Genomic DNA, 15,513 nt, shown 5'->3' with positions numbered 1-15,513 from the left:
AAGCAGCCGATTGCAGCGGCCGCAAGCTGAGGATTGCCCAGGCCGGCCTTAGAACTTGATGCTGAAGCGTGCCCAATAGTAGCGGCCGACCGTATCGAAAGTGACTGGATCGGTATTGCCGTTGGTCACGTTGTTCTGGAACAGGATCGGCGGCTGCTTGTCGAACGCGTTGTCCACACCCAACTCGACGCGCGCATTGATCGGCTCGATCTGATAGCCGACCTGCAGGTTGTGGTAGGTCGACGCCCCGTACGGCACGACGACATTCGGCAGCTGGCCGTCGGCCGAATCGCCGCCCGGAAGCAGGCTGCCCAGCTCGAAGCCGTGCACGTAACGCGTGGTCCAGCTCGCGTCGAAATTGCCCAGTTCCCAGTTCAAGGTACCCAGTGCACGCCAGCGCGCGTAATTGCCGAGCTGACGGTTGAACTTGCCGGCGGCGAAAATCGAACCCGTCGGCTGACCGGCCTGGTTGAGGATCAGCTGGTTGAACTGCGCCGTATACGTGGCATCCAGACCGATGCGGAAGTTGCCGAGCGCGGTTTCCGGCAGGCGGTACTTGATGCCGAAATCGGCGCCCTTGGCGTCGAGACGGCCGAGGTTCAAGGTGGGCTGGTCGATGTAGAAGATCTGGCCGTCGGCGGCGAAACGATGCATGTAGTCGCACAGATTGCCGGCGGTGAAGCACTGCAGCGCGACGGTGTTGACGTCCAGCGCGCTGATGTTGTCGTTCAGCGCGAAGCGCCAGACATCGACGCTGGTCGACAGGCCTTCCAGCCAGCTCGGATCGTAGACCAGGCCCCAGGTGAAGGCCTTGCCCTTCTCCGGCCGCAGGTCCGGGTTGCCCGAGATCAGGCCGGTGATCTGGCCGTTCGGCGCACCTTCGAACGAACCGTCGCGCGCCACATCCTGGCAGGCACGGTCGATATTGGCATTGGCACCGACCGGCGAGGTGACGCCGATACACGGATCGCGGAAGGTCGGCGCATTCGAAGTCGGCGCACCGAACAGGTTGGAAATGGTCGGCGCACGGAACACTTCGGCAATGGTGCCACGCACCAGCACGTCGTCCAGCGGACGCCATTCCAGGCCGAACTTGGAATTGGTCGCGTTGCCGAAGCTGGAGTACTTGGAATAACGCGTGCCGAACGTGACATTCAAGGTCTTGGCGAACGCCACGTCACGCAGGATCGGAATGAACACCTCGCCATAGGCTTCTTTCACATTGAAGTCGCCGCGCACCGGCGAGGTACAGGTTTCCTGTGCCAGCTGGCAGTTGGTGAAATCCGGCGGCAGCGCGGTGACCAGGAAGTCGGGCGAGAAGCTCTGGTATTCCTTGCGATACGAAGCGCCGACGGCGAGGCTGACCACACCGGCCGGCAGTTCGAACAGCTCGCCGTTGGCATTGGCCTCGACTTCGCGCTGGATGTAGAGCGTGCTGAGGCGATACGGCGCTTCGAGCAGGCGGAATGCTTCGGGTGTTTCAGTCGGATTGAACGGATTGACCGGGATACAACCGGCGATCACCGCATCCGGCGTACCGCAACGGGCCACGCCCTGGGCATCGATGAAGGACGGACCCACTGCGTTGACCAGGTTCGGCTGAAAGATATAGCCGCCGAATACCTGATTCTGCGAGAAATGGCCGTAGGTGAAGTTCGCATCCCACTGCCAGCTGGTGTTGCCGAAGCCGCCCTTCAGACCCAGGTTGATCTGGTCGGTGCTGACGCGGGTGTCGGCACGGCGGTTGCCGATCGCTTCCAGGCGCAGGTTGAAGGCGTTGCCCGAATCGTTGGTGCCGCTGCGACCGAAGTCGATGCCGAAGGGGTTGTAGACGCTGTTGGCCGAAATCAGCACGTTGTCGGCGCGCGCATCGAACGGCAGAGGCGCGATGGCGAAGGCGGCGCGGGTGTTGTTGTGGAAAGCCTCGATATACGCTTCCACATTGTCGCTCAGGCGATAATTGCCGACGACGAACAGGCTGCCGCGCTCCTGCGGCGTCATCTCGAGATTGCCTACCGCCTGGAAGTTGTAAGCGTCGGTGGCAGGGTCGTAGCACTTGAAGTCGCTGAGCGCGTTACCGCGCGCGCCCGGCTTGCGTGTCACCGAACCGGCAGCACTGTCCGGACAGTTGAAACCCGCGATGAGGTCGTCGGGCAGGAAGATGCGTCCGCGCGGCGTGCGGCTGGAGCCGCCCGCGGCAATGGAACCTGACGACAGATACAAGGCATCGGCGGAGAATTTGCGATCGGCCGCGGAGACGGCGTCCTGCTTGTGGTAGTTCACGCCGACCATCAGGCTGCCCTTGTCGCTGGTATGACCCATCGTCATGGTCACGCCTTTGCGCTGGCCGTCGTCGGCATCGGCGATGCCGTAGTCGACTGCGAACTCGATGCCCTGGTAGTCCTTGCGCAGGATGAAGTTGACCACGCCGCCGATCGCGTCGGAACCGTAGATGGCCGAAGCGCCGTCCTTGAGCACTTCGACGCGCTCGATCAGATTGATCGGAATGGCGTTGACGTCCGGTGCCGGACCGGCCAGGCGGCGGCCGTTGACCAGAATCAGGGTACGCGCCGTTCCCAGGCCGCGCAGGTCGATGGTGGCCGCACCGGTACCGCCGCCGTTGTTGACCGCGCCATTGGTCGCGGTCGCGCCGCCGGCGATGGCCGGCGTGGTCTGCAGCAGGTCGCCGACGCTGAGCTTGCCGGTTTTTTCGATCTGCCCTTTGTCGATGACGAACACCGGGCTTGCCGTCTCCAGGTCGACGCGGCGGATGCGCGAACCGGTGACGACGATGGTTTCCAGCTTGTCGGTTTCGGCACCGGCGGCTTCAGGCTGCTGCGCGGCGGCCGGCAGCGCAAAGCAGCCGAGCAGGACAGCGCCTGCACCGAGAGATGGTGCAGTCAATGCCAGACGCACGGCTCGGGGGAGCAAAGGGTTGAACATGTATTTCTCCTGTAATTATTCACAAATCAGCCGCGCCGTCGCGAGTCGAAAACGACCTGCAACGCCGACCGCGCGGTTTCTGGGAAAGCGCAGGCCTGGCCGACAAACCCGGGCGTAGCCGGTATCGCAACGTTAAAAATCTGTGGGCGCGCTGAGTTGTCCCGAGTTGGCAGGCCGCGTTGCGGAAACTGCGCGGCGCGGCAAATCGTCGCCATCGCAACGCCGCATCCGTCCCGAGCGCAAGCCCACGCCGTGTTCGCGGCGCAGCGCGGCGGCACTGATGCCAAAGCGCTGCTTGAACAGGCGCGAAAATGCGCAGCGATTTTCAAAGCCGCTGGCGCTGGCTACTTCGCTGATCGCCAGAGGGCTGGAACGCACCAGCCGGCGCGCGCGCTCAAGGCGGCGATTGACCAGATAGGCATGCGGCGTTTCGCCGTAGACCGAGTGAAACGCGCGGATGAAATGCCAGGGCGAATAGCTCGCCATGCGCGCCAGCTCGGGAATGTCCAGCTCCTGTTCGCAGCGCGTCGCCATGTGATTGCGCACGCGCTGCATGCGCAGGAATACGCTTTGCCGCTGCGCCAGCGTGCGTCCAGGGCAGCGCTCGATCATGTCGCCGAACTCGGACTGCAGCTCCAGCACCGCCGCCAGCAAGTCGTCGGCTGCGCTCTGCATGGCGTACTCGCTGGCGTGCTCGACCGTCGCCCGCACCAGACGCATGGCCAGCCGGCGCAGACCCGGCGCTGCAGCGTGCCAGGCAGGCACCAGGCCGGGTTCTGGCGCGATCGCGCCGCCGGCACGCAGCAGGGCACGGCGCCAGCCGCTACGTTGGGCGATCAGGGCGATCCACAGTGCATTGCCGCGGCCACCGGCCTGCATGCGCTGCTCAGGCTCGGCGACGAACAGCTGGCCCGGCTCGAGGTTGAAGGCGCTTTCGCCACAGGCCAGGCGCAGGCGTCCACGCAAAGGCAGCCAGATACCGCTGCCGTCGCTTTGCGAAGCCAGCGTGGCACCGCGACCACCGCCGACCACAACCAGCAGGTTGTCGCCGCAGCGCTGCCGCAAGGCTTCGCTATTGCCCAGTTCCAGGCGCGCGCCGTAGCGCAGCGTTTCGCCGATGATTCTCATGTCCGCCTCCGTCCGATCTACTGGAGTGCATTAGTAGACGGAGTGCGGCACTGCGGTCCCGAGCCGGAGCGAATGATTGCCGAGATTGCGCTTAGATAGCGGTGAAATTTCGGCGGGATTTTGCCCACGTACGCAGGAAACGTAGTATTCATCGCTGTTTGCGCAAATGCTGCAACGCTGCCGCATGCCCTTTGCATGCATGAATTCGCAGCAACCGGCATTGACGCGTGCACTCGTTGCGACCGGCAGTTCCCATGGCATGCGCATACGCGATACCTGCCCCGCGGCCAATGCGACGAAATTCCGCCGAGACAGCGCCGAGATTTCGACGGGAGTTTGCCGGATTGCGCAGCAGCGGACGTTTCAGCGTGCAGCGACGGCGATTCGCAGCAAGGCGATGTCGGTATCGTTGCGCATCGCCCGGATCAGCACCAGGCGGCGCGAATCCAGCGACAGATCGAAGGCGCGATGATCGAAGCTATCGCGCGTGCGCCAGGCGATGCCTTCTTCGCCGTCGGCCAGGGAACGACGGCGCAGCACGATCTCGTCGTCGTCGGCACCGCTGTCGAAAAACCACAACACGCCACTGCGTACCTGCCAGGCGAAGCGCGGGCTGTCGCGGGCAACCAGCGGATCGTCCGGCGCGCCGCCGGCTTCGCGCAATTCATGAATGCCGGCGCCGTCGAGGCGGCTGTAGTAGATGCGCTCGGCACGCAGGTCGCGCTCCAGCGTCGCCACATTCTCGCGCAGCAGCTCGCCCGGCTGCTGCGCCTCGGCCAGCCGCAGCAGGCGCGTGCCCTGTGCAGCAGCCGCCACGACGAGATAGCCACGGCGGTTGGCATAGGTGGCGAAGCGCACATCCAGCGACGGCTGCGAGACGAGGTGCTGGGTCTGGCTGTCGAGATCGATCTCGAGCAGTTCGCCACGGCCGTCGCGCCGCCGCGTCACGAGCACGCGGCTGCCGCTGGCATTCCATTGTGGATAAAGAAATAAGTCGCCAACCCCCTGGGTCAGGGCATAGCTCTGCCGCGCCAGCGCATCGAACAGCCACAACTGCGGGCTGCCGCTGCGATCGGACACGAACAGTACACGGTTGCCGTCGGGCGACAGCACGGCAGCGGTATCACTGCCGGTGGACGGCGTCAGTTCGGCGGGCTCTGGCACGGCGGCGTCGAGCAGCAGCCCCTGCATGACCGTGCGTGCGCGTGGCACTTCGTAGACAAGCGCAGCGCCGTACGCGGCCACGTCGGGCATCTGCGCCGGTGCCACGCCCAATGCGGTGACGCGCGTATCGGCCAGGCCGACCCGATACAGGGCCGACGCGCCGGCATGATTGGAGGCAAAGACCAGGCCACTGCCGTCGGCCAGCCAGTCGAAACCACGGATCTGCGCCGACACCTGGGTCAGCCGGCGCACCGGCCCACCGCTGGCGGCAACGACGTAGAGGTCTGAATACGGTGACAAGCCGCGACGAAACGCAATCTGGCTGCCGTCGGGCGAAAAGTGTGGCGCAAGGTCGTGCTGGGCGGCATCGTGTGCATAGTCGAACGGCAGCGGCTCGCCGTTTTCCACGCTGCGCAAGGCGAGACGCGCCGTGCCCGGGGCGGCGAAGCTGGCGACGGCGAAACTGCGTCCGTCCGGCGACCAGTCGAAACTTTCGAACAACCCCTTGCCGCAAGAACCGCGCTCGCGTTCCACGCCGCCAAGGGCGTCGACGGTCAGCAGTTCGCAGTGACCATCACGGTTGCGTTGGAACGCCAGCAGCGCGCCGTCGGCCGACCACACTGGCCACGATTCCTCGCCGTTGCCGCTAGTGGGGAAAAACGTGCTGGATGCGCCGACACCTCGCACATGTATACGTTGCCGGCCGCTGTCGGCATCGCGCGCAACATAGGCCAGGCGCGCACCGTCAGGGGAAAGGCGTGGCGTGGACTCCGCACCAGGATCCGCAGTCAGCAACAGCGGCACCGGCGTGGTCAGCGCCAGGGTATTGGCGTGTTCGCGCAGCTGCCACTCACGCAGCGCCAGCACGAGTATCAGCACCAGACTCAGCATCGCCAGCGCGAGCAAGGCCAGGCTGCTGCGGTTTGGCGAAATCAGGGGCTGGCGCGGCGCCGCCGGGGCGGCGGCGTCAGGTACATCGCGCGGTATTTCGGCGATCGGAAGATCATTGCTCGCGGATTGCGGGTCTTGCCATTCCACCGGCGCGAGCAGGCGATAGCCCAAGCGCGGCACGGTCTCGATCAAATGCGGCAGAGCCGGGTCGTCGCCAAACACGCGGCGCAGCTCTTTTACCGCCTGGGTAAGCACATCGCCGTCGCCGGCACGGCCGCACCATACGCGTTGCAGCAGATCATCGCGGGTGCGGGTGACGCCGGGCTCGCGCGCCAGTTCCAGCAATACGCCGATGGCCTTGGGCGTGATGCGCTGCGATTCGCCTTCGGCGTTGACGCGCAGGGCGCCCACGTCGACGCGCCGGCCCGCTATGCACAGGACCCGGCGCAGACTCGCATCGGCTATCGCTTCTGAACGCATCGAACCCCAATCACGAAGAGTTTCGTAGATTAGATGCAGCATGCCACAAATGGGTTGCCTTGACGCAAGCGCCGCGCAAGCAGCGCAACATGACTGGATCGCGGCGCCAAAATCGCCCAACGGGTGTCCGCATACCTGAGCCTCGTGCGAGCCGGTATGGCTGCCCGGCCCATGCCCCTGGCAAACCTTGGCACTACGGGGGGGAGGTTCTGGCCGATTCGCAATGGCTGATCGGCCGCAGACCCGCCCTGAGGGCCTGTCTGATCGCGCGCACGAAAAATGCACCGCCGACGTCCCGTGCGGCGGTGCATAAACAACCCGATCGCCCCGCGGTTGGAGTCGCGCGGCAGAATCAGTCTGCCCGGTTTGCGCGACACCGGCGTTGCCGCGACTGCGCACCCGGGTTCCGGTTAGTGTGGAAACAGCGATACCGCAACAGCCGTGCCCTGGCCTTACTCTTCGCTAACGTCGATCGGGTCACACTGTGACCCAGTTCGTTGCGCTCGCGATGCGTTGTGAGCGCTGCGCAACTTGACGACAATGCCCCGGTACGAGCAGCAACCGACCAGCCCAATGCAAGATTTCCCGCTGTACTGCGTTTTGCCGCCGCACGCCAGTTGCCGCGGCGACAGATCACTCCCGCTCCATCGCGGCCAGCGTCCATGAGCGCGCGGCGATGGATCAACACAGCTGCGGTAGCGCTGCTGGCGCTATGCCTGGCCGGCGCTGCGGAAGCGCGCCAGGCCAGCAAGCGACCCGCCGCGCGCGCCGCGGCGAGCGCAAAGAGCAAACCCAAAGCCGTGGCCGCGCCGCGGCGTTCAGCGGCGGCGGCAGCGGTATTGCCGACCGTCGCGGCGACGATTCCGGCCAATGCCGGCCTTACCGTCGCAACCGAAATGAACCTGTGGCTGGACTCGATCGAAGCCTCGGGCCAGGTCGCCGGCCTGGCCGTCGGCGTGGTACAGGACGACCGGGTGCTGCTGCAGCGCGGCATCGGCTATGCGGACGCCGCCAGCGGCCAGGCCGTCACGCCGGATACGGTGTTTCGTCTGGCCTCGCTGTCCAAGTCGTTCGCGACCACCCTGGCCGGCCTGCTGGTCGATGACGGCTATATCGGCTGGGACAGCCGCATCGGCGGCATCCTGCCCACCTTCGCACTGAAGGACGCCAGCGCAGCCGAGCGGCTCAGCGTGCGCGACATCCTCAGCCATCGCGTCGGTCTGCCGCACAACTCCTACGACCATCTGCTGGAGCAGGACGAGCCCTATCCGCTGCTGGTCGACCGCCTGCGCGAAATCGATCCGATCTGTGGCGTCGGTGATTGCTACAGCTATCAGAACGTCGCGTTCAGCCTGATGGGCGACGTGACGTATGCGGTCACCGGCGATTTCTTCTACCACCAGGTCGAGAAGCGCATCTTCCATCCGCTGGGCATGACGACGGCGACCTACGGCCGCGATGCATTGGAATCCAGTCGCGACTGGGCCCGGCCGCATTCGCGCAACGGCAAGCGCTGGCTACCGTTCCAGCCGCGCGAGAACTACTACCATGTCGCGCCGGCCGCCGGCGTCAACGCCAGTATCAAGGACATGAGCCAGTACCTCATCGCGCAGATGGGCGGCCGCCCCGACGTGCTGGCGGAAGATCTGCTGGGCACCTTGCACCGCCCTGTGGTAGCCACGCCGACGGAAATGACCTCGGCGCCCTGGCGCCGCGGGCGCCTGCGCGATGCTCACTATGCGTTGGGCTGGCGGGTATTCGACTATGCCGGCGAACCGCTGGTGTTCCATGCCGGGGCCGTGCAGGGCTATCGCGGTGTGATTGCATTCCTGCCGCAGCGCCGTTTCGGCCTGGTCATGCTGTGGAATTGCGAGACCGCGCTGCCTACCGGCCTGATGCCAATGGCTCTGGACCGCTATCTCGGGCTGCCCCAGGTCGACTGGGCCGGCGTGGAGCCGCTGGAACGCAGCCGCGTCGCCGCCGGCGGCGCCAGCCGCTGAACAATCGGGCGACGCTACTAGCACACGCCTTGGATTCACCCCCGGTATACTGAGACGTATGTAGCGAATCGGGGGATGAGCTACCGTGTTGATCGCGGAACGCTTTATTTTGCTCGCGTTGGACCCGGTTTCCGGCAGCATGCGCCTGCCGCACCCGGACACCGATGCCGACGCGCTGTGCGCCGCCGGCCTGCTGGTCGATCTGCTGCTGCAGCAGCGCTTGCGTGCCCTGGCACCGGACTACCTGCATGTCGACGCCAGTCTGCCCAGCAACCATAGCCTGCTGACCATGGCTGCCGATGCCGTCGCCGCGCTGACGCGGCCCGATGCCGCAGCAGCCATCAACCAGGTGAAACGCCGTCACGGGCGCCTGGTGCGCGATCTGCTCGAGGGGCTGTACCGGCGCGACTTCCTGCATCGCATGCACGACTGGCGCTTCTGGCGCGACGATGCGCTGCGCTATCCGCTGCGCTCGGCCCAGGCCCGCAACGACGCCGCCGGCAGCCTGCAGTACGCCTGCGACAATGCCGACGACATTGCCGGCCTCGGCCTGTTGCTGCTGGCTGACGTGGCCGGCGTGCTGACCTCGCACCTGGACGCGCGCCAACACGAGCGCGCCAACCGCATCCTGCTCGGGCTGAATGGCACGGTCATCGACGAATCGCCGCGCGCGACGCTGGCGCTGATCCGCGCCGCCTTGCTGGCTTAGGCCGGTAGCGGACAAATCGACAGCAGTTCGCCGGTGCTGGCTGCGCCCCGTCTTCCGATTCATGCGTTACAGCCACCACGCCGGACCGGCAGTCGCACAAAGAAAAAGCCGGCATCCGCCGGCTTTTTCTTTACGCAGGAGCGAGTTCCGCCTACATCTTGAATTCGATGCGTCGACGCACCGTCGTCTCTACGGCGGCACCGTTGCGCATGGCCGGATTGAAGGTCCAGCGCTGCACCGCATCCAGAGCAGCGCGGTCGAAGGTGCGCGGCGGGTCCGCGTCGAGCACGCGCGCATTTGCCACGCTACCTTCCGGCGTCACGGTGAACTCCACCTGCACCCAGCCTTCCTGACGCCGGCGCAGTGCCGCGTTCGGATATTGCGGCGGTACCGACTTGACCAGTGCTGCATCACGCGTATCGCCGGCGCTGGGTGCGGCGGCAACCGGTGCGGCAGCGGCAGGGGGCGGCGTAGCCGGCTCGGCCGGTGACGGTGTGCTGCGCGCGGCGCCGGCAGCCGGGGTGGTGGTGCCGGCAGAATCGGCGACCGGCGTTGCCGGGGCCGTGCCGGCAGGCGTCGCCGGTGCGGCAGCCGGTGCTTCGGCGCGGCGACGTGCCGCCTCCTCGGCCGCGGCGGCCTGGGCCGTCTCGCGGTCGACCAGCTTGCGCTGCGCATCGAGCTTGGAGCGCAGGATGGTCAATGTATAATTGTTCGGATCAGCCTTGGTCAGCAGGTCGATCACGCGCTGCGCGTTGTCAATATTGCGCGCGTTGATTTCCTGCTCGGCTGTGCTTGCCGCGAAGGTAAACAGCTCGCGCAGCGCATCCTGGGCACCGCTGTTGCCTGGCTCCTTCTCAAGGATCTTGAGATAGAACTCCAGCGCGTTGTTGCCGGGCGGCGAAACCAGTCGTTGTTCGTTCAAGGCGGTGCGTGCTTCCTTGAACAGCTGGTCGACAGTCAGGGTATTGAGCTTGCCCAGTGTGGCCGGGTCGGGTGTGACCAGGACCGGCGTGCCCGCCGTACCAGGAGCGGCTTCAGCCGGCGCCGGTGCAACTTCGGGAATGACTACCGGTGGCTCGCGCAGAAAGAAATACCAGCCGCCGCCTGCCAGAGCGGCAAGAACGACGATGCCGGCGATGATCTTGGGTGCGGCACTGCCGCGGGCATGACGCAGGGAACGGAATTCGAGTCGGGCAGCCATGGTTTCTCGTCGCACAGTTTTAGCGGGAATCCGCGCTCCCTCCTAGTCATTCCTGTGCGCAGCCATGCGGCTTTCGCCGTGCTATCCCCCATGGCCGCGTTGCGCGGACGACACCGAATGTAGCGCATTTTGCGACGAGTGTCGCAATTGCCCTGCCGACCGCTTCGCAGTCTCGCAGGACAGCGCTCTGCCTCCCCGGCAATGTGACGAAGGACGTCAGATTGCGTCGCTGTACGGCCGAAAACCTGGCGCACAGCACGATCGCGATGACGCGAAGCCCACTGGCTTGCGCCGATGCAGCGCGCACCGCTATTGGAAACCGTCGGCAAATACGCGGTCGCCCGCTGCGGGGTCGGGCAGGACAATCAAGCTGGCCGTGCGTGCCGGCAGTGCCGCGAAAGCCAGGCTGCTGCCGCTTGCCGTGCCACTGCCCGCCGCCGTCAGATGACCCGTGCTGCCGAAGCGCCAGGCGTTCCAGCTGCCGTGCAGCGGCGCCGACAGCGTCACGCTGACATCCTGCGGCGATGTCGATTTGTTGAACAGCAGCAGGTACAGCTTCTGCCCGCTGCGATGGATGGCATAGGCACCCAGCACATCGGTATCGCTCGACACGGTACGCACCGAGTCGCCGCCGACGCGGGAAAACACGCCGTCGTAGTTGAGATACAGCTTGAACGCGTCTTCTGCATAGCTGCCAGGCGCCGGCGCCACCCAGCGCATGGCCGCATCCACGCCTTCACGCGCGAAGATCGCCAGTGCCTCGGCCTGGGCCAGCGCGCCGCTAACGCCCTGGTCTGGCCCCCAGTTGTATTCGCTGATCGACAGCCCGGTGCCGGGACAGGCCTGGGCTATCCACGCCTTCACGCGGGGAATCAGGCCGGGCTTGCTGTAGTGGTAGCTGTCGTTGTCGCCCAGATCGGCAAGCCAGGATTCGGACACATAGTTCGGGTCGTACAACTCGCGCAGGGAGCGCAGCCGCCTGGCGGCGACGGCAGGGCTTTCGGAATAGCCGAGGTTGCCGTTGAAATCGACTACGCCGTCGCCCTGCGGGTAGTAGTGCAGGTCGAGGTAATCGACCAGGCGTACGCCGTTGGCCTGCTGGTAGGCGCAGACCTGTTCCAGATACCACTGCACAAACGGCTTGCCCCCATGTGCAGCGCGGTCATTGCCGGACAGGCAATTGCAATCCTGCGCGTCCCTGGCCGAGGTGAACAGGTCCGGATAACCCCAGGTGACCGGCCCGAACACCTGCGCCGCGGCATCTTGTTGCTTGATGCGGATGGCCAGATCGCGTCCGCGCGTCCACACCTCGTCATAGGTCGGTGCCACCGGATGCACATCGCGGTGGGTGGAATTCCACAGCATGGGTTCGTTGTCGAGCGCGTACAGACGCACGCCGCCGCTCGCTGCCGTGCCGTAGCGCGACTGCAGATGGGCAATCCATGGCACCCAGAACGCCGGCGTCACATCGATAGAGGTATCGCTTCGCGCATTGTTCACTATGCGATAGCGTGGCTGGTCGTTGACCGTGGCGTAGTACTGGCAGTAGCGCACGCCCTGGCCATCGACCTGGGTGTTGAGCGCCGGATCGCACTCGCCGTTGCCGGCATCGGCCGTACACCAGCCGGCGGAACCGGGCTCGTCACACTCGTCGCGCAGCTGCGGCCCATACTTGGCCTGGGAAAAACCCCAGCGCTTGTTGGCGCGATCGTCGATCGGCGCCACGCCGATGGTCGGGATGGACAGCAGTGCCTCGCCACCGTTGCTGCGCGTGGCGGCGATGAAGGCATCGGCCGAATTGCCGCTTGGCGGCGTACCGCTGGCATTGGCCGAATCGGGAATGTTCTGCCAGTACCAGTCGCCAGCAGTGCTGTGCACATCGCCCTGCCAGTTGTAGCGAGTAGTCGAGTTGCCGCCCCAGCGTCGCAGCGGATAGCGCAGTGCGGCGAGACTGGCCACTTCGCCATAGCTCACGCCGAAGATCAGCGGATTGACGGCGCGCCGGTCCTGGCTCAGATCGATGCTGACGCTCTGGCTACCCGGCTGTGGCGGCGTCGTGCGTGGATTGAAACGCACGTCGTCGATATACAGCTGCGCCTGCACGCCGCCGCTGTTGTCCATCAGCTGCAGGCGGTTGAAGCTGCCGCTGGTCAGGCCGGTAGTGGCATCGAACGGAAACGTGGCCTGATGCCAGGTTGCCGCCACGATGCCGCCAGCGACGTAAGGCGCGAGTTCCAGCTCGGCCAGTGCGGTTTCGCCGTCGAGCAGGCTCAGGCGCAAGGCCTGGCCGCTGCCGCTGCCACCGTGAATCCACAAGCTCAGCGACGCATAGTTCGCCACATCGTGGCGCTTGCCCGGATCGGCGAACAGCAGGCCGCCCCAGTTGCGCGGCAGAAAGCGGATCGAGCGATTGCCCGCATGCACCGGCGCGGCATGGGCAAGCGAGTAGTCGGCGGCCGCGGCCCAGCTCCAGTCCTGCCATGCGGCGTCGAGCCCGTCGGCATAGACGTCCAGCACTGTCTGCGCAAGGACGGACGAGGGCACCGCCGCGAGCGCGGCACCAAGCAGAAACGATCGGCTGCGCATCGATACCACCACAACGGAAACGATGCCGACAGCTTAGCGGCGTGTGGCCATACTTACGTGGTGCCGGTCACATCTGTCCTGCGCGCGATTGCCGCTTTCGCCCAGTTCACTGCTGCGCCTGCAAAGGAATCGAGATGCGCACTTCGCCGCGGCCAGGTCCGTTGCCCGGCGCGTATTCCTCGATCACGGGCTCGCCCGCCGGCAGCCCCTTCACCGCCAGCCAGGCCTGCAGCTTTTCCACCAGCTTGATGCGTTCGGCCAGCGAGCCGAAATGATCGAGCTGCGCAGCACGCGCCGCCGGCAACAGCATGCCGCGCACGGCAGTGTCTTCCGGCATGAGGTCATACTGCGCCGGCAAGGCCAGGTCGAAGCTCCACTGGCCGGCATCGCGCCGGCGCGTCAGCGTCAACGGTGCACCGGTCTCGCCACCCAGCTTGTGCTGTACGTGGAAGCGCTGCAGCTGATTCAGTGCCGCGTCCCAGCTGCGCTTCAGCGCGGCCTCGTCCTGCAGCGCCACGTCGAGCGAAACCACCGTGAGCTTGCGCGCAGGCAGCTCGACCAGACGCGGCTCGATGCCGGCAATGTCGATATTCGGAAAGCTGTCGGCGAGCTCGCGCAGGTTGGCCAGTCCGGTTTCGAAATCGCGACCGACCAGGCGATCCATGAACAGCCCCATGTAGCGGCCGACCACATTCCAGCCGAAGCGGCTGTCCAGATGCAGCGGCAGATCGCTGTCGAGGCTCCAGCTCACGCGCGTCTCGCCACTCACCGTGGCGAGGCGGAAGTTCGCATTCGACTTGCCGCGTTCGCCGAAGTCGAGCAGCAGCGAAACCGATTCGTCGGGCTTGAGCGCGGTGATGGCCTGGCTGCCCTCGCCGACGCCGGACTGCTGGCTGGACCATGCGAGCTTCGCGCCTATGCCCTGCTCGGGCCCGCTGAAGGTGTAGCGCGCGGCCGGATCTTTCGCATGCCACGGCGACCACTCGTTGAAGCGGCGCAGATTGGACAGCAGCAGATAGATCTGCGATTGCGGCCGCGCGATCGTGGTGCTGCGCTCCACATGGACGCGGTCGGGCAGAACGAAAGCCACGCCGACCAGAACCAGGGCCAGCACCAGCAGCAGACCCAACAGACGCATCAGCAACCGCATAGCAAGGACTCCGACACCGGCAGCAGGACGGGGGAACATCCTAGCCCCAGGCGTGGCCCGGTGTCGCCTATGGCATTGCGACGCACATCGCGCAAACGAAAAACGCCGCTTGCGCGGCGTCTTCGCAGCCTCTGCAAAGTCCGTCCCCTGCGCTGGGCACCGCAGGGGAGGCAAAGCAGAAACGACTTACAGGTGTTTCTATCGGTGGAACGTGTTGCCTGATTACTTTGCAGCAGCCGGCTTGGCAGCCTTGGTCGCGCGTGCGGCCTTGGCAGGTGCAGCCTTCTTCGCCGCTACCTTCTTGGCCGGAGCCTTCTTGGCAGCGACTTTCTTCGCGACCTTCTTCGCCGCTACCTTCTTGGTAGCCGGCTTCTTCGCAGCGACCTTCTTGGCCGGTGCAGCTTTGGCCTTGGCGACCTTCTTGGCCGGGGCCGCCTTCTTTACAGTGGCTTTCTTCGCCGCGGCTTTCTTGGCGGCGGGTTTCTTCGCGGTTGCTTTCTTCATGGCCATACGTCTTAGCTCCTCGTCAGTTGGCAGTGGTTGCCCAGTAAAAGCGTGCAGAAACGCCTCGCACAGCAGATCGCTGTTGGTAGCGTGGCGGAGGTTGGCGACCTGCCGCCGCGTACGTTCGTCAGAGAGAAGTCGAAGTATGTGCATCGGGATGGAAACGGTGATCTTGCGGACCGCTTCCGACTTGCTCCCGTGTTCGACATACGGGTCGATGTACTTGCCTTCCGACATATCTCCATTACGCGCGCGTTTCAACGGCGCGAAAATTATTCCTGTCGCCCAGCACTGTCAACAAGTTTTCGAAGCGCGACAATCACATGCACGAAGATACAACGCCTCTGCCGCACGCGATCGCGTCATCCGGGCTGCACGCATGCGCGCGACACGGCTGCCGACCGGGACGTCCAGCCGTCTAAATGGATAGCTTTCCGCAGCAAGCACTTACACCGCGCGCGCGCCGCTACCTTGCGCAAAACCCCCGCATTCGCGCGCCAATCTGCGTTTTCCATTGTTTCTTTTTACCTTTATTTCAAATATTACGAAAACAGGGCGATGGCCGGCGGCTCGCGCGATCGCGTGCTCGTGCCGGCGCGTCACGCCGGCTGCCGCCTCTGCTCGCGATCATCGCGAAGCAAGGGCTTGCGTTCAGCTGAGGGACTGGTTGCGGGGTCGTCGCGGGCCGATTTGCGCGAAAGTGCGCAGACTCGCACAGCGCTTCGGCAGCCGCGGCGCGTGCGCGATGCGCGACGTT

General features: G+C 65.3%; 9 protein-coding genes. 2 read left to right on the top strand and 7 right to left on the bottom strand.

The window, feature by feature from the left end; translation table 11 throughout:
- Nucleotides 1-48 precede the first annotated feature (48 nt).
- From DFR29_RS06760 to DFR29_RS06750, 3 genes are all read right to left on the bottom strand, one after another.
- Nucleotides 49-2,943 carry a TonB-dependent receptor plug domain-containing protein gene (locus DFR29_RS06760; RefSeq protein ID WP_133817822.1) on the bottom strand — a complete coding sequence of 965 codons (2,895 nt, stop codon included), beginning with the start codon at nt 2,941-2,943 and terminating at the stop codon, nt 49-51.
- A gap of 132 nt (nt 2,944-3,075) precedes the next feature.
- The gene (locus tag DFR29_RS06755) at nt 3,076-4,071 is read right to left on the bottom strand and encodes an AraC family transcriptional regulator (protein ID WP_133817821.1); all 996 of its coding nucleotides are present in this window, start codon (nt 4,069-4,071) and stop codon (nt 3,076-3,078) included.
- A 363-nt stretch (nt 4,072-4,434) separates the two neighbouring features.
- Nucleotides 4,435-6,606 carry a winged helix-turn-helix domain-containing protein gene (locus DFR29_RS06750; RefSeq protein WP_166653923.1) on the bottom strand — a complete coding sequence of 724 codons (2,172 nt, stop codon included), beginning with the start codon at nt 6,604-6,606 and terminating at the stop codon, nt 4,435-4,437.
- 662 nt (nt 6,607-7,268) lie between these two features.
- Between DFR29_RS06750 and DFR29_RS06745 the strand changes: the two genes are divergently transcribed.
- Together DFR29_RS06745 and DFR29_RS06740 are read left to right on the top strand one after the other, a co-directional pair.
- Nucleotides 7,269-8,606 carry a serine hydrolase domain-containing protein gene (locus DFR29_RS06745; RefSeq protein WP_133817819.1) on the top strand — a complete coding sequence of 446 codons (1,338 nt, stop codon included), beginning with the start codon at nt 7,269-7,271 and terminating at the stop codon, nt 8,604-8,606.
- Nucleotides 8,607-8,691: 85 nt separating this feature from the next.
- Nucleotides 8,692-9,315 (top strand): GPP34 family phosphoprotein, encoded by a 624-nt coding sequence (locus DFR29_RS06740; RefSeq protein ID WP_133817818.1) that lies wholly within the window; start codon nt 8,692-8,694, stop codon nt 9,313-9,315.
- 151 nt (nt 9,316-9,466) lie between these two features.
- Here the strand turns inward: DFR29_RS06740 and DFR29_RS06735 are convergent, their stop codons facing one another.
- The 4 genes from DFR29_RS06735 to metJ form a co-directional block, all read right to left on the bottom strand.
- Nucleotides 9,467-10,516 (bottom strand): energy transducer TonB, encoded by a 1,050-nt coding sequence (locus DFR29_RS06735; protein ID WP_133817817.1) that lies wholly within the window; start codon nt 10,514-10,516, stop codon nt 9,467-9,469.
- Between the two features lie 309 nt (nt 10,517-10,825).
- Complete coding sequence (locus tag DFR29_RS06730) at nt 10,826-13,102, bottom strand: glycoside hydrolase family 44 protein (protein ID WP_133817816.1); 2,277 nt, start codon at nt 13,100-13,102, stop codon at nt 10,826-10,828.
- Nucleotides 13,103-13,208: 106 nt separating this feature from the next.
- Complete coding sequence (locus tag DFR29_RS06725) at nt 13,209-14,252, bottom strand: SRPBCC family protein (RefSeq protein WP_166653922.1); 1,044 nt, start codon at nt 14,250-14,252, stop codon at nt 13,209-13,211.
- A 222-nt stretch (nt 14,253-14,474) separates the two neighbouring features.
- Nucleotides 14,475-15,017 (bottom strand): met regulon transcriptional regulator MetJ, encoded by a 543-nt coding sequence (metJ, locus tag DFR29_RS30305; protein ID WP_345775755.1) that lies wholly within the window; start codon nt 15,015-15,017, stop codon nt 14,475-14,477.
- Between the last annotated feature and the right edge of the window lie 496 nt (nt 15,018-15,513).

The organism is Tahibacter aquaticus (assembly GCF_004363655.1).
In the GTDB taxonomy this organism is placed as follows: domain Bacteria; phylum Pseudomonadota; class Gammaproteobacteria; order Xanthomonadales; family Rhodanobacteraceae; genus Tahibacter; species Tahibacter aquaticus.
The sequence above is the reverse complement of the archived record's forward strand: the minus strand, read 5'-3'. Positions and strand labels throughout refer to the sequence as shown.